General features: G+C 46.1%; 21 protein-coding genes and 1 other annotated feature (1 of these 22 only partly in view). All 21 genes read right to left on the minus strand.

The window, feature by feature from the left end; genetic code table 11:
- Positions 1-165, minus strand: a binding site (T-box leader) (it extends 110 nt beyond the left edge of the window).
- Between the two features lie 241 nt (positions 166-406).
- On the minus strand, positions 407-919 hold the full coding sequence (locus NST34_RS24305) for a DivIVA domain-containing protein (RefSeq protein ID WP_042130215.1): 513 nt from the start codon (positions 917-919) through the stop codon (positions 407-409).
- A gap of 227 nt (positions 920-1,146) precedes the next feature.
- A complete protein-coding gene (locus NST34_RS24310; protein ID WP_042190831.1) occupies positions 1,147-1,929 on the minus strand; it encodes a YlmH family RNA-binding protein in 783 nt (260 codons plus the stop codon).
- Positions 1,930-1,938: 9 nt separating this feature from the next.
- Positions 1,939-2,178 carry a YggT family protein gene (locus tag NST34_RS24315; protein WP_042194359.1) on the minus strand — a complete coding sequence of 80 codons (240 nt, stop codon included), beginning with the start codon at positions 2,176-2,178 and terminating at the stop codon, positions 1,939-1,941.
- A 34-nt stretch (positions 2,179-2,212) separates the two neighbouring features.
- The gene (locus NST34_RS24320) at positions 2,213-2,653 is read right to left on the minus strand and encodes a cell division protein SepF (protein ID WP_042190833.1); all 441 of its coding nucleotides are present in this window, start codon (positions 2,651-2,653) and stop codon (positions 2,213-2,215) included.
- A gap of 11 nt (positions 2,654-2,664) precedes the next feature.
- Entirely contained in the window at positions 2,665-3,351 is a 687-nt protein-coding gene (locus NST34_RS24325) for a YggS family pyridoxal phosphate-dependent enzyme (RefSeq protein WP_042190837.1), read from the minus strand.
- 2 nt (positions 3,352-3,353) lie between these two features.
- Complete coding sequence (gene pgeF / locus NST34_RS24330; protein ID WP_339243116.1) at positions 3,354-4,211, minus strand: peptidoglycan editing factor PgeF; 858 nt, start codon at positions 4,209-4,211, stop codon at positions 3,354-3,356.
- 133 nt (positions 4,212-4,344) lie between these two features.
- Positions 4,345-4,689 (minus strand): YlmC/YmxH family sporulation protein, encoded by a 345-nt coding sequence (locus NST34_RS24335; RefSeq protein WP_076284758.1) that lies wholly within the window; start codon positions 4,687-4,689, stop codon positions 4,345-4,347.
- Between the two features lie 209 nt (positions 4,690-4,898).
- The gene (gene sigG, locus NST34_RS24340; protein ID WP_036683631.1) at positions 4,899-5,681 is read right to left on the minus strand and encodes an RNA polymerase sporulation sigma factor SigG; all 783 of its coding nucleotides are present in this window, start codon (positions 5,679-5,681) and stop codon (positions 4,899-4,901) included.
- A 78-nt stretch (positions 5,682-5,759) separates the two neighbouring features.
- Complete coding sequence (sigE, locus tag NST34_RS24345) at positions 5,760-6,482, minus strand: RNA polymerase sporulation sigma factor SigE (RefSeq protein WP_028530613.1); 723 nt, start codon at positions 6,480-6,482, stop codon at positions 5,760-5,762.
- Between the two features lie 91 nt (positions 6,483-6,573).
- Complete coding sequence (spoIIGA, locus tag NST34_RS24350; RefSeq protein WP_042194361.1) at positions 6,574-7,521, minus strand: sigma-E processing peptidase SpoIIGA; 948 nt, start codon at positions 7,519-7,521, stop codon at positions 6,574-6,576.
- A gap of 143 nt (positions 7,522-7,664) precedes the next feature.
- Positions 7,665-7,811, minus strand: coding sequence for a hypothetical protein (locus tag NST34_RS24355; RefSeq protein ID WP_223179028.1), 147 nt, complete (start codon positions 7,809-7,811; stop codon positions 7,665-7,667).
- 351 nt (positions 7,812-8,162) lie between these two features.
- On the minus strand, positions 8,163-9,284 hold the full coding sequence (gene ftsZ, locus NST34_RS24360; protein WP_076284759.1) for a cell division protein FtsZ: 1,122 nt from the start codon (positions 9,282-9,284) through the stop codon (positions 8,163-8,165).
- Between the two features lie 61 nt (positions 9,285-9,345).
- Positions 9,346-10,608: a cell division protein FtsA gene (gene ftsA / locus NST34_RS24365; protein ID WP_042190844.1), complete on the minus strand. Its 1,263-nt coding sequence runs from the start codon at positions 10,606-10,608 to the stop codon at positions 9,346-9,348.
- Between the two features lie 344 nt (positions 10,609-10,952).
- Complete coding sequence (locus tag NST34_RS24370) at positions 10,953-11,723, minus strand: cell division protein FtsQ/DivIB (protein WP_042190846.1); 771 nt, start codon at positions 11,721-11,723, stop codon at positions 10,953-10,955.
- Between the two features lie 63 nt (positions 11,724-11,786).
- A complete protein-coding gene (gene murA, locus NST34_RS24375; protein ID WP_042190848.1) occupies positions 11,787-13,070 on the minus strand; it encodes a UDP-N-acetylglucosamine 1-carboxyvinyltransferase in 1,284 nt (427 codons plus the stop codon).
- Positions 13,071-13,378: 308 nt separating this feature from the next.
- Positions 13,379-14,491, minus strand: a complete 1,113-nt coding sequence (murG, locus tag NST34_RS24380) for an undecaprenyldiphospho-muramoylpentapeptide beta-N-acetylglucosaminyltransferase (RefSeq protein WP_042190850.1) — start codon at positions 14,489-14,491, stop codon at positions 13,379-13,381.
- 5 nt (positions 14,492-14,496) lie between these two features.
- Positions 14,497-15,594: a stage V sporulation protein E gene (gene spoVE, locus NST34_RS24385; RefSeq protein WP_042130238.1), complete on the minus strand. Its 1,098-nt coding sequence runs from the start codon at positions 15,592-15,594 to the stop codon at positions 14,497-14,499.
- A 54-nt stretch (positions 15,595-15,648) separates the two neighbouring features.
- Positions 15,649-17,070, minus strand: a complete 1,422-nt coding sequence (gene murD / locus NST34_RS24390) for a UDP-N-acetylmuramoyl-L-alanine--D-glutamate ligase (RefSeq protein WP_076284760.1) — start codon at positions 17,068-17,070, stop codon at positions 15,649-15,651.
- A 3-nt stretch (positions 17,071-17,073) separates the two neighbouring features.
- Positions 17,074-18,039, minus strand: a complete 966-nt coding sequence (gene mraY, locus NST34_RS24395) for a phospho-N-acetylmuramoyl-pentapeptide-transferase (RefSeq protein ID WP_042190854.1) — start codon at positions 18,037-18,039, stop codon at positions 17,074-17,076.
- Positions 18,040-18,060: 21 nt separating this feature from the next.
- On the minus strand, positions 18,061-19,464 hold the full coding sequence (locus NST34_RS24400) for a UDP-N-acetylmuramoyl-tripeptide--D-alanyl-D-alanine ligase (RefSeq protein ID WP_306035475.1): 1,404 nt from the start codon (positions 19,462-19,464) through the stop codon (positions 18,061-18,063).
- Entirely contained in the window at positions 19,464-20,951 is a 1,488-nt protein-coding gene (locus NST34_RS24405; protein WP_341128915.1) for a UDP-N-acetylmuramoyl-L-alanyl-D-glutamate--2,6-diaminopimelate ligase, read from the minus strand. The genes NST34_RS24400 and NST34_RS24405 overlap by 1 nt, the downstream gene beginning before the upstream one ends.
- Between the last annotated feature and the right edge of the window lie 27 nt (positions 20,952-20,978).

Raw genomic sequence — 20,978 nt, forward strand, 5'->3', positions numbered from 1 at the left:
GGTCCGGTGTAACGTCCGGCGGACGGCTAAGCTTACGCACGATCAACGCTTCAGCTTAACTTCTAGGGGAAGATCTTCCGGCAGGGTTCGAACAATCGGCTCTCAGCAATCGCCGACTCTCTGGAGAACGTTACCTTGTCGTACTTGTCCCGTCATCGAATACATATAAACATTATACAGATATGTTCTATTTATAGACTTTTTAAGTCTAAATGTCAACAACCGCTAGCCAAATCCGCAATTAGGAGTATACCTGTGCAGGCGGAATACTTTATTATGATCGATTTTAGCGGAAAATAAAAATAGAGGGAATAACTCCCTCTATTTAGCCGATTATAGCATGAAATTATAAATTAGAGGGAATTCCCCCCTATAAATTCAAGCAGCATTCATTCATCATAGTGCATTAGATACGATGTAGAACATCATCCTTAAAGGTTACGTTCTCGCTTGCCTCACGACTCTCCAAGGCATTCCAGTCGTCCTGTGACAACAGCTCGAGCTGTGCTTCCACCAATGTGCGGAAACGAGTGCGATAGATCGAAGCTTGCTTACGCAATTCTTCAGTCTCAATAGCAACCTTACGGGATTTGGATAATGCTTCGTTAATAATCCGATCCGCGTTCTTTTCCGCTTCCTTGATAATGAGCTGCGATTCCTTCTTGGAGTTGTTCTTCACATCATCCGCCGCTTCCTGAGCGACTAAGATCGTTTTCGATAAACTCTCTTCAATATTCACAAAATGATCTAAACGCTCTTGAATGGACAAAAGCTGATTCTGCAGCTCTTTGTTCTCACGGATGACACTTTCGTAATCCTTAATTACTTGATCCAGAAATTCGTTGACCTCGTCCTCATCATAACCGCGAAGTCTCCGAGAGAACTCCTTGTTATGTATATCGAGCGGTGTTAATGGCATGCTGTGCACCTCCTAGAAATTTCGGACCTTCTAAGTCTCTGAACCATACCTGCGCAGCAGACAAAGAAGAAAGACTGTACTTCAAGTAAAGGCAGAGGATGTATCGACGTTCCAACTGCCATTCATGGTTCGCCTCTTTTATAAAATATCGGCGTCCTGCTTTAAAAATGTTTGATTCCCTCGAAATAATCAATTTCGACAAGTAAAGCCGGATTCCTGCAAGGGATTCACACAAATTTACCAACCTGAACACGGTATCGGCCCTTTTTCGTCAAACTACCAACCTCTAGAACCTTGAATCGACCAAATCCTTGAATAGATACCATGTCACCATCTTTAAGTCCGCAGGAAGGGTCTTCTTCCACTTTCCAATTTACCCGAACGCGCCCAGCCTTGATGGGAGCAAGAATTTTGCTTCGGCTAAGCCGTGTTACATCTGCGGCTATGCCATCCAATCGTAGGGACGCTACAGTCAAATCCATCATTTCCAGCTTCACCTCACTATTACGCAAGGCAGAAAGTGGCAATACCTCCGTGCTCACCTGTATTCGGTGTACTCCAGTTAAATTCATGTCTAAATAATCTGCAATATCTGCAGCTACTACCACATGACAACCATCGTCCAGAACATGAATATCACCGATTTTTCCACGTTTTACTCCAAGACCCAGAATAGAGCCCATGTAGTCCCCATGCTCTAACGCCAGAAACTTTTGCTCACCAGAGGTTATCGCAAGAACGCTCAGCTCCATGTCCTCATGATCCAGATCACGGTAATCAGGCGCAATGAGTGCTCGCTTCCGCTCTGCCTCAGGGTGGCCGCCTTCCCATCTAACGATAACATCTGGATGTCGATTGACCAGACTTTGCAGAATAAATCCTTGGCGCGGATCTAGAAATTCGGTCAGTTTCGTCTCATGATATTCTCCAGCATGGGTAACCCATTCCCAAGCCTTGTCCACAAATTGTCTTTCATCGGGATGAAAATGCCCGTAAACTTCTGTCTTCATCACTTCTGCCTAAAAAATTAAGTGCAAAATGGATTTGAGTCCACCTGCCGCAAATTCCAAGACGAATAGTGCAATGATCGGGGAAATATCAAGCGTACCAAAGAGTGGCGGAATAAACCGACGAAATGGTGTCAAATACGGCTCAACAAGCTTGCTCAGCAGTTCTCCGATAAAGTTCTCACGAACGTTTGGTAACCACGACATCAGTACGTAGAAAATAATCATGTAAAAATAAATATTAAACAGCATATCAATAATGTAATCAATTTGGGGCAAAGCTCATTCACCTCATTCTGTTATAGTCTGGATCGTCACCTAGGATTTCCGTAATGGCACCTTGAATTTCAACGGTATCTGGCGTGCACATAAATATATTGCCCCCAATTTTAGAGATTCCTCCCCCAAGGGCATAAACGGTTCCACTTAAAAAATCAATAATTCTCATTGCCTGATCATTACGGACACGCTGAAGATTGATCACTACCGTCCGGTGAGAACGGAGATGGTCCGCAATTTCCTGAGCCTCATCGTACGAACGTGGCTCATAAAGTACAACTTTTACATTCTTCTGCGAATGGATACTGACAACGTTGCCCCTTTGATTTTTGCGGGTTTCGACAGGGGCTGGCTCATACTCATCCTCTTCGTGGATTTGCTCCCGCTCCACAACTTCTTCTTCCTCCTGCAAGCCCAAAAAACTCATAAATCGGTTCATAACGCTCATCACGATCCCTCCTAATGGCCTACTAACACCGTACCTAGGCGTACCCAGGTGGCTCCTTCCTGTATCGCCACTTCAAAATCATTCGACATTCCCATTGATAACTCCGTAATCGGTTCAGGTGTCAAAGCAAGTTGATTGAGCTCATCGCGCAGCTCACGAAGTCCGCGAAATACAGGGCGGGTAAGCTCCGGATCACCTTCTAAAGGTGCCATCGTCATTAGTCCAATTACTTTTACACGGTCTAGACTAGCAATTTCACGCAAAAATCCAGGTACCGCCTCAGGCGACAGACCAAATTTCGTATCTTCTCCAGAGATGTTTACTTGAAGAAAGACATTCACTTCTTGATCTGCGGCAATCGCCTTTTTGTGTAATTCTTGCGCCAGAGATATCCGGTCCAAAGAGTGTATATATTGAAACTTGCCAATAACGTCTTTAACCTTATTGGTCTGCAAATGCCCGATAAAATGCCATGTCCCTTGGTCCCCTAAAACCTTCCATTTGTGCTCAGCATCCTGCCAGCGACTCTCGGCAATATGCTCCAGGCCTGCCTCCAATACGGAGGACACCATTTCCAGAGAAACATATTTCGTCACTGCAATTACCTTGACGTCATTTCGATCCCGGCCGCTTGCCGCGCAGGCACGTGCTACACGTTCCTCTACCTCAGCAATTCTCTCCTGCAGTGTTAAAGCCACTTTCAACTCTCCTTTATTCCGATCCAGCTCGTCATCCTGCCTGTAACCCCATCTTCTTTACGATAAGAAAAGAACAAATCTTGATTACAGCTTGTACACCAAGATGTACATTCGATATGAGTCGGCAATATTCCTGCTTTAATCATAATGCGTCGATTCATTTCTTTCAAGTTTAGCATGTATTTGTTCTCATCTGTGTCAGATGTTCTGTACAGCTCCACAGTACTGGCTGTTTCTGTTGGTTTACTCAGATCACCTTCCAGTCGATGAACATGCTCCATCACATAATCGTCCACCTCATAACAGCAGTCACCAATGGATGGTCCGATCGCAGCAATAATGTCCTGCGCATGGCTTCCGTAAATGGTCTCCATTTTACTCACCATAGCGGCTGCAATCTGGGCCACAGTTCCCTTCCAGCCAGCATGGGCAAGACCGACGACTTGGTGCACAGGATCATAAAAATAAAGGGGTACACAATCCGCATAAAAAGAAGTCAGAAAAACTCCCGGTACATCTGTAAGCAAACCATCAGTTGCCTGAAATGCCGAGGTTCTATCCTTTTGACCCCGCCCACGATCGGCTTCCCTTACCACTGCTATTTCTGCTCCATGGGTTTGTTCCCCACAGGTCCAAGCTTCCGGCTTGAAATCAAGAGCTTCCGCAAGCGCTCTACGATTCGTTAAGACATCTTCCGGAGCATCCCCAACATGAAATGCACAATTCAGGCTGTCATAAGGCTTTTTGCTAGCCCCTCCCTGTCTACCCGTAAAACCTGCTGTAATTTCTTTATGCTTCACACGCCAAGGCTCCAGATGGAGCAGCATAAGTGTTTCCTTCCCCTGCACAAACGGTTCCATATCCTCACCTCCGCCTTAGTGTACCACATGTAAATACCCCTACAAAATGCCGCTTAAGCTAGAACATCAAATTTACTAACTTTTAAGCCATGCCTTTTCGAATCATTTTATAAAAAACAAAAAACGCACCTAATTAATAAGTGCGCCGTTCGCCTCGGTCCCCTCGTTCCAAATACATCGTTTCTCGCTCGTCCTGCCCTTGAGGCATTCTTGATTCTTCAATCTTCACAAGCACTACATCAGACCCGATTTTGACAATATTTCGCCATGGAATAATCAGATCGGTTCCGCCTCCGAACAACCCCATAAACCGAGTGTATCCGGGAATTACGATTGCATCAATGACACCTCGGCGTAAATCAAGCTCTAAGTCACTGATTTGGCCCAGCCGCTTGCCGTCCACAATGTTAATAACGTCCTTAGTCTGAAAATCAGAGATTTTCATTTTTTTGGCTGATCCTAAATAATCCTCGTTCATCTCACCACCCCTGTACAATCAGACCTATAGTCCAATATATGTTATGAAAGCTTGGCCACATGCATGAAATATCCCCACAAAGTGAGGCTATGCTTAGATGCTTACCAAGGTACTTTGCGGGGGCTCAATATAATTCCTGAAACAGTAAAAAGAGGAGATCACCCAAAATCCTTATCACGGATTCTGGATATCTCCTCATTTCAGACGATTTAAGACTTCACATGCTTTTGCATTTGCTGAATCGCAGATTTCTCTAGACGTGAGACTTGTGCCTGTGAGATACCAATCTCATCTGCGACCTCCATCTGTGTTTTCCCTTCGAAAAACCGCATGGATAAAATTCGTTTCTCCCTTTGACCTAACTTACGCATCGCTTCACGTAAGGCGATTTCTTCGATCCACGACACATCCTTATTCTTATCATCGCTAATCTGGTCCATTACATAAATAGGATCGCCACCGTCATGATAGATCGGTTCGAATAAGGACACTGGATCCTGAATAGCATCAAGGGCAAAGACTACATCTTCCTTCGGTACGCCAAGTGCTTCAGAGATTTCGAATATCGTCGGTTCCCGCGAATTCTGATTGGTCAGACTATCGCGTACCTGCAGCGCCTTATAAGCAATGTCTCTGAGTGAACGCGATACTCGAATCGGATTGTTATCACGCAAGTAACGGCGGATCTCACCAATAATCATCGGAACCGCATATGTGGAGAACTTAACGTTTTGTGATAAATCGAAATTATCGATGGCTTTCATCAGACCGATGCAGCCCACCTGGAACAAATCGTCAACAAATTCTCCCCTATTATTGAACCTCTGGATAACACTTAGAACGAGCCTAAGATTACCATTTACCAATTTCTCTCTGGCGGATCGCTCGCCCTGCTGCTGCAGCGAAGTGAACAGTTGCCGCATTTCCACATTCGTTAGAACAGGCAGCTTAGCAGTATCCACACCGCAAATCTCGACTTTATTTCGGGTCATGATGATTTACCTCCCAAGGAGAAACATTACTGTACATTATCTCCCGGGTTGGCCATTTTATTCCTTGCTAATTTCACCTTACACCATCTTGTTAAACTCCTTACGCAGCCGCTTAATAATTCGTTTCTCCAGACGAGAGATGTAAGATTGGGAAATGCCGAGCAGATCCGCCACATCTTTTTGCGTCTTTTCTTCGCCCCCACGCAGTCCGAAACGCAGCTCCATAATGAGTCTTTCCCGTTCGCTCAGCTTTTCCAGCGCCTTTTGCAGCAGCTTGCGATCGACCTGTTCTTCAATGTTCCGATAGATGGTATCATTTTCCGTCCCTAAAACATCTGAGAGCAGCAACTCATTACCATCCCAATCGATATTAAGAGGCTCATCAAAAGAAACCTCACTCCGTGTCTTGCTATTACGCCGCAAATACATCAAAATTTCATTCTCTATGCAACGTGATGCATATGTTGCTAGTTTTATTTTTTTCTCGGGATCAAAAGTGTTAACCGCCTTAATTAATCCGATAGCCCCTATCGAAACCAGGTCTTCAATATTGATTCCGGTATTCTCAAATTTACGAGCGATATACACTACGAGGCGCAGGTTACGCTCAATCAGCATCGCACGAACAGCAGCATCGCCGCTAGATAGCCGCTGAAGCAGATACTCTTCTTCTTCCCGTGTCAGCGGTGGAGGTAGAGCCTCGCTCCCGCCGATATAATAGATTTCCTGACTCTTCAGCCCCAGTAGAAACAGCATGCGGTAATATTGCAGCTGCAGAGCAATTTTCCATTTGACCATTATTGTTCCTCCTCCAAGAAGTACACGGTTAGCGTATGAAGCTTTTAATTCCCGCTTTCAGCCATCAGAAGTTTGGTTCAGCTAGCTTTAAAGATTAGGAAGGTAGTGCTGCATCAGTGGCGCTCTCTTTTTGAGTTAAATCCGGATGTATGACCGCCCGATAGGCTCCATCTCCTGAGAGTGTCCCGCCATCCAGCCCAATTAAGACTCTTTTACTATAAAAGATATCTTCACCGAGCTTTATCGTCACAAGGTCTGGCTTCAGTGCGAGCATAAATGATGCCCCTCGGTTAATCCCCCTGTAAGGTACTAGTCGCATCCTATCCTGCCAAGCAAACGACTGCCCGTCCGTTTCTAGCAAAAGTCTGTCCGCACCATCCTGAGTGAGTCTCCCTTTCCATGCAGCAGGCAGATGCCCCTCCCAGAGCGTCGATTCCATCACCATCACCGGTATGCGGGTCAAAGGATCACAGAGACGATTACCTGTGTCTAACAGGCCAGGACAGGAAACACTTACACCATCAATTTCAACAACCACCTCACCGATATAGGTTTCAAGCTGCTCCCTTCTGATTCGTGAAGAATGCACTGCCTTGAAGCAGATTAACACCAGGGGGAATACTGCAATGACAAACCAAAAGCCGATCTTTAAGCCGTAGGCATGCCCTCCTGAAGCAGTGAACATAATACCATTCCAAATGTCGCTGGAGCTCTGCAGCAAATAGTGAATACCAACAATTCCACCTGCGGCTGCAAAATTGATAATATAGAAAGCTCCCATAGTGCGAAGGTAGCTTTGCAGACTCCCAAAACCAAAGGCAATCCATAACATAACCACCGACAATCCAAACTTGATAAGGAAGGTATACATGAAAGACAGCTCCGGTACAAACATCATCACTACATACAGTGCGCCAACGAGAGCTGAGAGGATTAAACGCCACCATGAGATTCTCAGCTTAACCATCCAGCCTGTCAGCCACAAAAGAATTCCGTCGATCACTAGATTGGCGGCGAATATCAAGTCAATATAAACAACCAGTGCATTCACCTGCTTAATGGCGGAATCTATCCTCTAGCCAAATTGGATCAGGCTCTGTTTTTGGACGATATGATTAGTATAGAAAGTCTCGCATTCAAAGTCTGTCTAAACTTGGGGGGCATTCTTACGGTTTTTTTGTCGAGTTATAGCGCGTGGGGATTTATTCCTTCTTTGTGGAATTTCTTATATCTTTTATTCACTGCGTCATTCGCTCCATCATTCGCTGGATCATTTAATGGAATAGAGGAATCCTGCAAATATACAACTTTTTGTGCAAAACTCCGCTTCATGAAGTCCAAAAACTGCAAATATACAGGATTATCCTCACTTTTGGCTAGAAATCTTTATTTGGCGCAGGAATTACTGCAGATTCGCAGGAATCAACGCTTCAACCATCTACTTATTATTAAATACTGTATTTTGGCAGGATTATCCGATGGTTAATGGTTGCCGCTTTCCGCTCTCCGACTACCAGTTACCACCTACTGTAACTACTTAGTCAACCATCACCCCCTTGGAGCTACACAGTGCCGTTCATAGTCTTGCTTGATCCTTATTACATTTACGCAAAAAAACACCGTACCGCTATAGCTAATCAGCTAAGCGATACGGTGTTCTCGTATAATCTTGATTCTATTTAATTAGTCGTTGTTGCCCCGAGTACGATTACGCAGGAACGTCGGAATATCGAGCTGGTCAGAAGAACTCTGATTGCCGAAAGGACGTAAATTAGCTGAACTCTTATCCGGTGCTGCCGCAGGCTCGTTATTCGTCGAGACCGGACGACGTCCTGGAGTTTCAGGCAATGGTTTATGTTCAAAGCCAGTAGCAATTACTGTTACTTTGATATCATCCTTCAGGCCTTCATCAATAATCGCACCAAAGATCATATTCACTTCAGGATCAGAGGCGGATGTAACGATCTCAGCCGCTTCATTAACTTCATATAGAGAGAGGTTGGATCCTCCCGTAATGTTCATGATTACGCCGCGGGCGCCTTCAATAGACGTTTCCAAGAGTGGGCTCATGATGGCTTTACGTGCTGCTTCAGACGCACGGTTCTCACCATTTGCAATACCAATACCCATAAGCGCTGAACCGCGCTCTGTCATGATCGTCTTTACATCCGCAAAGTCAAGGTTAATCAGACCAGGAACCTTAATTAGGTCAGAGATACCTTGAACAGCCTGCCGGAGAACATTATCTGCTTCACGGAAAGCTTCCAACATCGGTGTTTTCTTATCAACGATCTCAAGCAAACGGTCATTTGGAATGACGATTAGCGTGTCGACTTTTTCTTTCAAAGCTTCGATTCCAAGCATTGCCTGGTTATAACGTTTTCTTCCTTCAAAAGTGAACGGGCGAGTAACTACCCCCACAGTCAAGGCTCCACATTCTCTAGCAATCTCAGCTATAACTGGTGCTGCACCTGTTCCTGTACCGCCACCCATCCCTGCAGTAACAAACACCATATCTGCGCCCTTAAGGGTATTAGAGATCAAGTCACGGGATTCTTCCGCTGCTTTCTTACCGACTTCAGGATTAGCTCCTGCACCCAACCCGCGGGTCAGCTTGTCCCCGATTTGCAGCTTGTGCTCCGATTTGGCCATATGCAACGCTTGGGCGTCTGTATTAACCGTAATAAATTCTACACCCTGAACGCCATTTTCAATCATCCGGTTGACAGCATTACTACCTCCGCCGCCTACGCCGATGACTTTTATTTGCGCCAAGCTCTCCATTTCAAAATCAAATTCTAACATATTGTTCCATCTCCCCCTCAATGTGCTTGGATGGCCGGTCCAAGTATATCTGGACTTACACTTATATAAACTCGCTGAACATGTTCTTTAGACGCTCGACAAACCCGGTCTTCTGAACCGTTTCCTGATTTGGAGTGGCGTTCTGCTTACTCCGGTTGACCGTCTTTTTGTTGCTGCTTCCACCACTGCTTCTTCCACGGAAGCTACGGACAACATTATGCAGGATACCAACACCTCCGGTAAACCCAGGGTCCCGTACACCGATATAATCCGGTACAGCGATGCGTACAGATGCAGCCAGTTCAGTCTGAGCCGCCTTTAATACGCCAGGCATCGAAACAGTTCCACCCGTTAATATATAACCTCCAGGTAGTTCACTGTAACCAAGCCGTTTCACTTCCTGTTTAATCAAATGGAAGATTTCTTGCACCCGTGGTTCGATAATTGCCGCTAAATCCTCTTGGTTAAATTCCTTCTCTACATTACTGCCAATGCGCAGCACCTTGAAGACAACGTCAGAGGCTGCATCGTCAATCCATGCGCAACCATACTTTAGCTTTACTTTCTCCGCTTGATCAGTAAGTGTACGTAGTCCGTATGCAATGTCATTAGTTACAAATTCTCCGCCGATCGGAATCGTAGAGGTTGCACAAAGGGAACTTTCTTCGTATATGGCTATCGTTGTCGACCCGGCCCCGATATCAACCAGAACAGATCCCATCGATTTCTCGTCTTTGGACAGCGCCAATCCACCAGCACCAAGAGACATCAGCACAAGATCCTTCACTTTCAGCCCTGATTTCTCAACACATCGTAGTAGATTATGTATTGGCGTCTTAGCACCCGTAATGATGGTTGCGTCCACTTCTAGACGAACACCAATCATCCCGCGCGGGTCCTGAATACCTTCGAGACCATCGACGATAAATTGTTTAGGAACAACATCAATCACTTCTCGCTCCGGAGGCATAGCGATGACTTCCGCAGCTTTAATAACGCGATCGATATCATCCTCACCGATTTCACGATCCTCATTCTGAACGGCCACGACACCGTGGCTGGATTGCAGGCCAATATGATTACCGGAAATGCCTACATAAACTTCTGATATTTGAATACCCACCATTTGCTCTGCATGATCTATAGCACTTTTGATCGATTGCACAGTTTGGTCGATATCTACAATCGCGCCTTTACGTATTCCTTCCGAATCAGCAGATCCAACGCCAATAATATTAAAGGTTCCATTGGTAACTTCCCCAATTATTGCCCGAACTTTGGATGTACCGATGTCCAAACTAACAATGATGTCATTGTTGCTCAAGTCCTATGGCACCTCCTGTTATAATCGAAATAATTTGCATAACCTTTTCCCGGTCCCGGGAAACTTCTCTGTACATATTCAACATACCTAACCCTTTCCCTCTTTTTTCTACAAATTTTTTGAACGGAATAATATTCCAACATCCCTAAATGTGATTAGTTACTCATAATTTTTTATAAGAATGATAATTATCACAAGAAATATATACCTATTCGGTTATTACTAACCATATATAAGATTATATTTCAAAAAAATCGAAGAAAAAAGAGGGATATAGCTTCTTGCCCGTAACTCCGATTGTAGCATTTTTTGAACTCTATTAGTAGGGACTATTTACCTCTACTCTACTCTTGCACATCTTTTTGCTCATCGCCCTTTTGCTCCTCACTTTCGACCTGAAAAGGAACATACGAGTCGGCTTCAAGCATCGTGATAAGTCCAGGCTCCTTTGTCTCTATTACCTGATTCAAGTATGACACTTTGCTCTTCAATAAAGAGATGGAAGTGATCACCTCGAAACGGGATCTAGTATAGAGCTTGATACGATCCGGAAATGACAAGGTTGGCGAGGGAACAATCTCAGAGATATCACTTGTCAATTCATTAGAAATGCTTCCAAGCGTTTGGCATAGGATAGCCTTATTAGGATCAGCTGGATCCCAGTTGGTTAATATAGGTTTCTCTACAGCAATACCAGTCTCATTAACAGTCACCGCTGCTCCACTCGACAGAATCGCCTTCAAGATGCCGCCCTGTTCCAGTTCATAGGCCACCGCAGGGAACTCTTCAATCTTCACTGTGATTACCCCGGGAAAATCCTTCTTTACGGCCACAGCCTTAACCGTCTTAAGCTCCAGCAAAGATTGTTCCACAGACTTCGTAGAAACGGCAAAGAATTGTCCACCTATATGAATTCCACTTTGCGAGAGTAATTCCTCACTAGTAGAATACTTGCTTCCCTGAAAATCTATCACTGTAATGTGACTAATAGACGATCTGAAAAAAATCACAGCAAGAAGCGCAGTGAACAGTAGCAGCAGGATCGCCGTAATCTTACGGCTCATTTTTTTCTTAGGCTTGTCCTCTTTAAGAAGAGGTAATCGGGTTGTTGTCATTCTCATATCTCCGTAATAAGGCCCTGTCTCCTTCCTTGGTAGAACTGAAGGAGACAGGGAGCTTTAATTGGCCAAATCAAGTGGATCCGGTACGGGTACCTTGCGGCTTATGCGCGCGCCAAGCTTCTGAAACAGCTTCTCTATTCCATCATACCCGCGGTCAATATGGTGTGCTTGCTCAACGACTGTAGTCCCTTGTGCAGCAAGCCCAGCAATAACCAGAGCCGCACCCGCACGCAAGTCAGTAGCTTCCACAGTAGCACCATACAATCTCTGAACGCCGCGAATAAACGCACGATTCAAATCAATAGAAATATCAGCGCCCATCCGCGCCATTTCTTCAACATGCTTGAATCGTCCCTCAAACACCGTCTCCTTGATTACACTGAAACCATCAGCGAGAGACAACAGCACCATGACCTGAGATTGCAGATCGGTTGGGAAAGAAGGATAAGGAGAAGTCACAATTCTCTCAACAGCACGTGGACGCCCCATACAACTGATATTAATTATATCATTGCACACTGTGATTTGAACACCAGCCCGCTTGAGCACATGAATAAGCGAAGTCAGATGCCCCGCATTGGCATGTGTCAAAGTCACATTCCCTCGTGTAGCTGCCGCAGCAATCATTACGGTTCCAGCCACAATCCGATCAGGTATCACCTCATACGTACAGGGATATAGGTTTTTCACCCCTTGAATTGTAATGGTGTCCGTACCTGCACCGATAATCTGAGCACCCATGCTATTTAGAAACTGCTGTAGGTCCTGTATCTCCGGCTCTCTCGCTGCCCCCGATATTGTTGTTGTTCCCTCTGCCTTTGCGGCAGCCATCATAATATTCTCCGTTGCTCCTACACTTGGATAGTCGAGATGAATATCACTCCCTATAAGCTTAGAACCCCGACAGAATATTCTTCCGTTGCTCTCCTCGATCTCCGCCCCTAACGCCTTAAGTCCCTGTAGATGAAGATCGATTTTACGCTCTCCGATCGCACAGCCCCCAGGCTGATAGATCGTTACCTCTCCAAATCTGGATAACAGCGGTCCCATTAGAAAAATGGAAGATCTCATCTGCCGCATTAAATCCTCAGGGATATGAGATGTCCCGACGGCAGACGTATCTATCGTCACCGTATCCTCTTGATGCACGCACCTGCAGCCCAGCCGATCTAGGATGTCTAGCATAGTCTCGATGTCCAGCAGCTTCGGCACATTATGCAGTGAGTGAACTCCTTCGGCCAGCAGGCTTGCCGCTAGAATCGGCAGCGCCGCATTTTTTGCTCCATGGATACGAATGGTGCCTGACAGGGGACTTCCACCCTCAATCACCAATTTGTCCAATGTATCACCTCCGAGATTACCGCTCACCCACCACAAACACTTCCGTTACAAGCTCATATGAAATGTACAAGTATAAACGTCTTCGGCGTCCTTTAGAAGGACGATAAGCGTTTAAGCGAGAAATATAAGGATAATGTATAACGTGAAACTTATACTTTCTTATATTTCAAGAATATCCTGCACTACATCTCAGGTTTGGAAGTGTCCTGGGTGATTGTCACGATTATAGGATTATCCTATGTTCGTTCCTCCAAGTGTGTGACAGAGAGCTGCCAATAAGGAAAACCCGTATGGAAAACGATGATATCTTAAGACTTCTTACCCGCAAGTCTTCGGAGCTCGCTTGTGATTACTGCCGCAGAATCTCTTTTGCCGAGTCGTTTGGAGGCCACGGACATCTGCTCACGCACGGCTTCAGTTCCGATGATTTTTTGAACCGCCTCATATAGTGCCGTGCCGTTTAAATCTTTCTCAAGCAGCACCACAGCAGCACCTTCACGTTCCAACTGTCTTGCATTCGCCTCCTGATGGTTATTCGTCACATTAGGAGATGGAATGAGTACAGAGGGAATACCCAGCGCTGTAATCTCAGCGAGAAAAGAGGCTCCCGCCCGATTAACGATCAAGGAGGTACAAGCCAACACCTCTGGCATATTATGAACGTAAGGAAGGACATGCAACCAGTTTGGTATGCTACCCAGCTTTTGACGCAATTCAGCCCGAGTCTCTTCGAAATAAGGTTCACCTGTAACATACACATAATGAACACCATTACCCTTACCCACTTTAGGGGCCATTTCAATCATGGCTCTATTAATAGCCTTAGCTCCCTGACTGCCACCAACCACCAAAACAACAGTACTGCCATCCGAAATCCCCAGCGATGCGAATCCACGTTGCGGACTTGCTGTAGTAACTGTTGTGGCACGTGGATTGCCAGTATAGATCACATTTTTGCTGCCCGGAAAAGAGGACTCTGTTCCTTCAAAGCTTACGGCAACTGTACTCGCATACCGACTCAGAAAGCGATTGGTTAGACCTGGTATGGCATTTTGTTCATGGATCAAAGTAGGGATGCCCAACCGGGATGCAGCATAAACGACTGGACCACACACATAACCGCCTGTTCCAATCACAACATCTGGTTTGAATTCTCTTAACATTTCTTTGGACGCCTTAACACCCTTCAAGAAACGCATCACGGTCTTGACATTGTCTATGGATAGCTTGCGCCGAAAACCAGTGATGTCAATAGATTTGAAAGGGATATTCTCTTGAGGAACAAGCTTGCTCTCTAAGCCACGCGTTCCACCAATATACAGGAAGGTAGATTTGCTATCTTCCAACTCCATTTGCCTAGCAACAGCGACCGCAGGATAGATATGTCCACCCGTGCCTCCGCCGCTTAATACGATACGCATCTCTTTCACCTCGCAAAACGGGATAAGTTCAATAGAATGCCAAGGGATGTTAGCATCAGTGTAAGTGAAGATCCGCCATAGCTAATCAGAGGAAGCGTGATGCCCGTTACAGGCATTAGACCAATAACAACACCAATATTAATAATGACTTGCACAGCCACCATACAGACGATGCCAACGGCCAGATAGCTTCCAAAACGGTCAGGTAGACTCATCGCCACCTTCATCCCGCGCCAGATTAGAATAAGAAATAGGATCAACACAGCCAAACCACCGATAAACCCCAGCTCCTCGGCCAATATAGAAAAAATAAAATCTGTTTGTGGCTCAGGTACATAGCTGTACTTCTGCCGACTCATTCCTAATCCAAGGCCACCGAGCCCACCAGGACCGATCGCATATAACGACTGAATGATCTGGTAGCCTGCACCAAGGGGGTCGGACCAAGGATCAAGAAAAGCGGTAATCCGCTGCAACCGGTAAGGCGCTGCTGCAATCAAAGCAACAAACCCTGCCGCACCAGCTACTCCAAGTGAAAGTAAATGCTTCATTCTAGCCCCTGCTGTGAAGACCATCATCAAGGCTGCACCAAACATGACGGTACCTGTACCCAAATCCGGCTGGAGCATGATCAGCGCGAAGGCTGACCCAATGAGCGCAAGTGGTGGGAGCAAGCCGCGTGTGAAGGAAGTGATGTCGTATTCCTCTTTTCCTAGCCAATTGGCTAAGAATAGAATCATCCCCATCTTCATGAATTCGGAAGGCTGGATCCCGAAGGAGCTAATTCCTAGCCAGCTGCGCGCTCCCCCGCGTACTACACCAATACCAGGGATAAGCACAATAACAAGTAAGAAAAAGCAGATCAGAAGTGCCGGCTTAGCCAGCTTTTTCAGCACCCTGTAATCGGTATTCGCCGTAACGAACATTGCGACTAATCCTAGTCCTGCAAACAAAAGCTGTCTTTTTACAAAGTAAAACGAATCTCCATAATTGCGGAAGCCCAGAACGGACCCGGCGCTGTATACCATCACCATGCCGATCACCAGCAAAGATAGAATAGGAATCAGCAACCAAATATCGGGAGCATGACGAGTTTTGTTCATCAGGAGCACACCTCTTGCATCCGTAGTAGGGATGGGGCTTATCCACCCCCCTACTTAAAGGTTATGCACCGCCTCTTTAAAAATACGCCCGCGCTCTTCATAGGATGTAAACATATCCCAACTTGCACAGGCAGGAGACAAAAGAACGATATCTCCTTCTTCCGCCAGAGCGGAAGCTTCCTGCACAGCTTGCTCAAGCACGGCAGCGGCACTCTCCCCATTATCGACGGAGATAATCTGCTTTAATCCTGCAAGCTGCGCTACATTCGTTAGCTTGTCCTTAGTTTCCCCTAACGCCACTAGCGCTTTAACACGTCCGCTCAGGACAGGCAGCAGTTCCAAATAATCGGAACCACGGTCTAATCCACCAGCGATCAGCACTACAGGGCGCTCAAAGGACGTTAATGCCATAATCGTCGCTTTGGAGTTTGTTGCTTTGGAGTTATTATAATAAGTGGCTCCAGCCTTATCAGCCACATACTCCAGCCGGTGCTCCACACCGCGAAATGAAGCAAGCACTTCACCCAATAAAGAGGGGTCCGCTCCAGCAGCAATGGCAATTCCACATGCAGCCAGTGCATTTCCCACATTGAACCGTCCCGGAATGCTAATGGAATCTACATCAGCAATGATTGTTTCTCGGTCTGCAGATTCGCGATAGATGATACGGCGCTTCAGATCGTCATCTTGACCCGTAATATAGGATGGGCTAACAAACACACCATGAGTGAGCTCCTCGGACATAGAGAACGGAAGAATAGTAGCTTTCATATACGGCACAAGCTCCCGGCAAAAAGGATCGTCCCAGTTCAGCACAGCCGTATCCGTATCTACTTGATTGGCGAACAGCTTTGCTTTGGAATCGACATAATCCTTCATGCTCCCATGATAATCCAGGTGGGTCTCCGCAATATTCAACAAACAACCTATTTTGGGGCGGAAAGTCTCCGTACCTTTGAGCTGGAAGCTGCTGAGTTCGACCACCATCCAGTTATCCTCTGTAGCTTCTTGCGCAGCCTCACAGAGAGGCGTGCCAATGTTACCTGCAACAATCGGATTCATACCTGCAGCGTCCAGCATTTGACCTACCCAGGTCGTCGTTGTCGTCTTGCCATTGGATCCCGTGATGCCAATCATCGGTGCTGCACAAAGACGGTAAGCAACCTCTACCTCTGTAACTACTTCAATGCCAAGCTCAAGAGCCTTTTGCACAGGAGGCGCAGAATAAGGAATGCCTGGATTCTTAATGACCAGACTTACACCTTCATGAATCAGTCCATCCGGATGCCCACCGCTTATAACACAAATTCCCAAAGATTCCAATTCGGAAGCTTCGGGACTTTGATCTCTTTCCTTTTTATCGTTCACCGTAACTACAGCGCCTCGATCATGCAGCACTTTAGCAACCTGGACACCGCTTTTTGCGAGCCCAAGAACCACAACTTCTTCACCATGATACATATCTGGATGTTTCATTCGCTACAACCCCTTGCTAATAAATAGTCCAACAGCGGCTAATATCAAGCTTACCGCCCAGAACGAAATTACCACACGCCATTCCGACCAGCCACCAAGTTCAAAATGATGGTGAATCGGGCTCATTCTGAATACACGTTTGCCACGGGTTTTGAAAGAAACTACCTGTATCACGACAGATAACATTTCCACCACAAACACACCGCCAATAATTAAAAACAGCAGTTCGCTCTTTGTGACAATGGCAATCGCACCTATCGCACCGCCAATACCAAATGAACCGGTATCTCCCATGAACACCTTAGCCGGATGGGCATTAAAGACCAGAAATCCAAGAACGGCCCCGATCATTGCCGCTGCACACACGCCAGCTGCAATTGACGTAGCCTGCATCGCTACAACAGCATAAGCTGCCAAAGCAATAGCACTTACACCAGACAGCAAACCATCTACTCCATCGGTAAAGTTAACAGCATTCGTTACTGCCATCATCATAATAATAATGAATGGATAGTAGAAAAAGCCGCCCCAGTCAAAGCTGAAATCAGTACCCGGAACGCTGATACTTGTGCTATGTCCTGCAGAAATCAGCAGACCGCACATCACAGCACCTACCAACAGCTGCCCGAACAATTTTTGACGCGCCGTAAGGCCCAAAGAACGCTTGAATACGATTTTGATATAATCATCCAAAAATCCGATCAGTCCAAAACCAAGCGTAGCCACTAGTAGTACGTAGAAATCGTTATTCACCACGGAAAATTTCAGATAAGCCAATGTAAAAGCCACGATGATTACGATACCGCCCATCGTCGGCGTTCCCGCTTTCTTTAAATGGGATTGCGGTCCGTCATCTCGCACCTGCTGTCCGAATTTCATCCTGCGCAGTAGCGGAATGAAGAGCGGAGCGGCAATGACCGCAAGGATAAAGGAAACAGCAATAGTCAATAACAATAGTTGATAATCCATGGGTGCACCCCCTCCATTTTTTTAGGTCTCTTTAATCTCTTTATTAAGGCTCTGAAGCACTTCCTCAAGCCTCATCCCTCTAGATCCTTTGAATAGTACAATATCCTTGGAGCTGCTTTTCTCGATAAGGACGGCTGTTAATTCTGACTTATCCGTAAAAGCCAGCACACGCTCGTTTCCGAATCTTTCCTTTGCAGCTTCTGCAATATGGACTGACAATGGACCATAGGTATATACAAAATCAGTCACTGCGGGGTCTAGGTAGTAGCCAATTTCTTTATGAAACTGTATTTCATCCGGCCCAAGTTCCAGCATGTCCCCCAGTACTGCGATTTTTTTGCCACTGCATTTCATAGTTTGAAGCACATCAATGGCCGCCTTCATAGAAGTCGGACTGGCATTATAAGCATCATTCAAAAGTGTAAGCCCGGAAGAAGTCCGAATCACTTCAATCCGCATGCCCGTCAACTTAAGATTGCTTAACCCATTCTCTACATTTTGTTCTGTAATTCCAAAATGGCGAGCAACCGCTAGTGCAGCCAACGCGTTAACAACGTTATGCTGGCCTGGCAGCGGTAATGTAAAAGCATGTTCCTTATGAAGGCTTGACGTAAACGTCATACCACCACTATGGGACATCATCCCAGTCGGATAATCATCATTATCTCCGTTCAGGCCGAAACGGAAGGACACCATCCCCTCCGGAGCCTCAAAAGTGGACTCTTGCATTACCTCAGTCAGCAGCGGTTCATCACCGTTATAAATTAGCAGTCCACCTGGCTTTAGCCCTTCGACTATTTCCAGCTTGGCACGGGCGATTTCTTTGCGGGATCCCAGTTGCAGCAGATGTGACTCACCTATATTAGTAATGACTGCAACATCTGGTGCAGCCAAAGAAGCCAGCAGAGCAATTTCTCCCCGCGAGCTCATACCCATTTCAAGCACTGCAATCTCTGTATCCTCAGCCATGGATAGAATCGTGAGCGGAAGACCAATATGATTATTGAAGTTCCCCTCTGTCTTGTGCACCTTGTACTGCATTTCGAGCAAGGCCATAATGATATCTTTTGTCGTTGTTTTGCCATTACTGCCCGTAACAGCGACAACCTTCGGAGCGACCTCATTTAAATACGTAGCGGACAGCTTCTGAAGCGCCTCTAGCGTATCTTCAACAATTATGACTCCGCCACTCTCAGGCGCAGGACCTTTATCACGCTGCCATAAGGTCCCTGCAGCACCAGCAGCAATAGCTGTAGCTGCATAATGATGACCGTCAAATTTGTCTCCCGTTAGAGGAACAAACAGGCAACCTGTAGTTATCTTACGGGAGTCAGTAACGACGCCCGTAAGTGGTATATTCATAGCTTCAGCAGCAGGAAGTTCCCCTGCGCACATCACAGCAATTTGTCCCAGTGTTCTTGTAATCAATAGCTTCGACCCCTTATAACTTCTTTAGCGACGATGCGGTCATCGAAATCGTGAACCACTCCGCCAATCAGTTGATAGGTCTCATGACCTTTCCCCGCAATCAATACTACATCGCCAGAGCTTGCCATTTCAATAGCCTTCCCAATTGCTTCTCGGCGATCAACAATCATATGATACCGGTCAGAGGTGACCCCATCCTCTACTAGTCCTGCTTCTATATCCTTCAGAATTAGCTCAGGGTCCTCCGTCCGAGGGTTGTCAGAGGTTACGAATACCATATCGCTATATTTTGCAGCTATCTTACCCATTAAAGGACGTTTCGTGCGGTCTCTGTCTCCTCCGCAGCCAAACACAGTAAGCACTTTACCTGTAGCAAATTCGCAGACCGTTCTTAATACATTTTCCAGCCCGTCTGGTGTATGTGCATAGTCAACGATAACGGCATATTCTTGCCCCTCATCTACTGACTCCACCCGTCCAGCTACCCCATCAATCGCCTCAAGACTAGTCTTGATATCTGACAGTGACACATCTTCCAACAACGCTGCCGTAATCGCCGCAAGTGCATTATAGACATTGAACTTACCAACCATACGAAGCGAAATGTCCGTCTCACCCTTAAACGTATCTACATGGAAAAAAGTTCCTTTTGCAGTGATCGAGATTTGCGAAGCTCGGACATTAGCGTTGTTATCAATGCCATATGTAATCACTTCCGCTGCAGTTTGGGTTGCAAAATAGTGACTCGCCTCATCATCAGCATTAAGCACAGCATATTTGCGTTCTTCTTTCCAAGGAGAGATCACATTTCCTAGTCTAGAGAAGAATAGACCTTTAACCGCCCGATACTCCTCCATTGTATGATGATAATCCAGATGATCCTGGGTTAAGTTCGTAAATATTGCTGTACGGAAGTCCGCACCCTTCACACGTCCTTGCTGAAGCGCATGGGAGGAGACTTCCATTACGCAACATTCCACACCTTTGGAGGCCATATCATGAAGCGAGCGCTGCAGATCTAGCGATTCTGGAGTGGTCCCTGACATAGGGTAGCTTTTGCCGTCATAGCGCATTTGAATGGTCCCAATCAGACCCGTCTTCATATTCTGGTCTTGCATAATTCGCTCAATAAGATAAGTCGTTGTTGTCTTCCCATTTGTACCCGTAACCCCGATCATTCTCATTCGGCTGCTAGGTGAGCCAAAGAATGCATTCGACATGACAGACATCGCAAAACGGCAGTCATCCACAACGATCTGTGGGATATCAAGCTCTAGCTTATGCTCACATACGATAGCAGATGCTCCAGAGGCTACGGCTTGCGGCGCAAATTTATGTCCGTCTACGGTGTGACCCGGTAAACAGATAAACAGATCACCCGGACTTACACGGCGGGAATCCATCTGAAGATCAGTAATCTCCACCTCCCCGTCCCCATATAGACGCGAAGTAGCAAGACAAGCAGATAATTCATTAACTTTCATAGTAATCCCTCACTCTACATTTTCGGA

Source organism: Paenibacillus sp. FSL H7-0714, assembly GCF_038003765.1.
In the GTDB taxonomy this organism is placed as follows: Bacteria; Bacillota; Bacilli; order Paenibacillales; family Paenibacillaceae; genus Paenibacillus_AQ.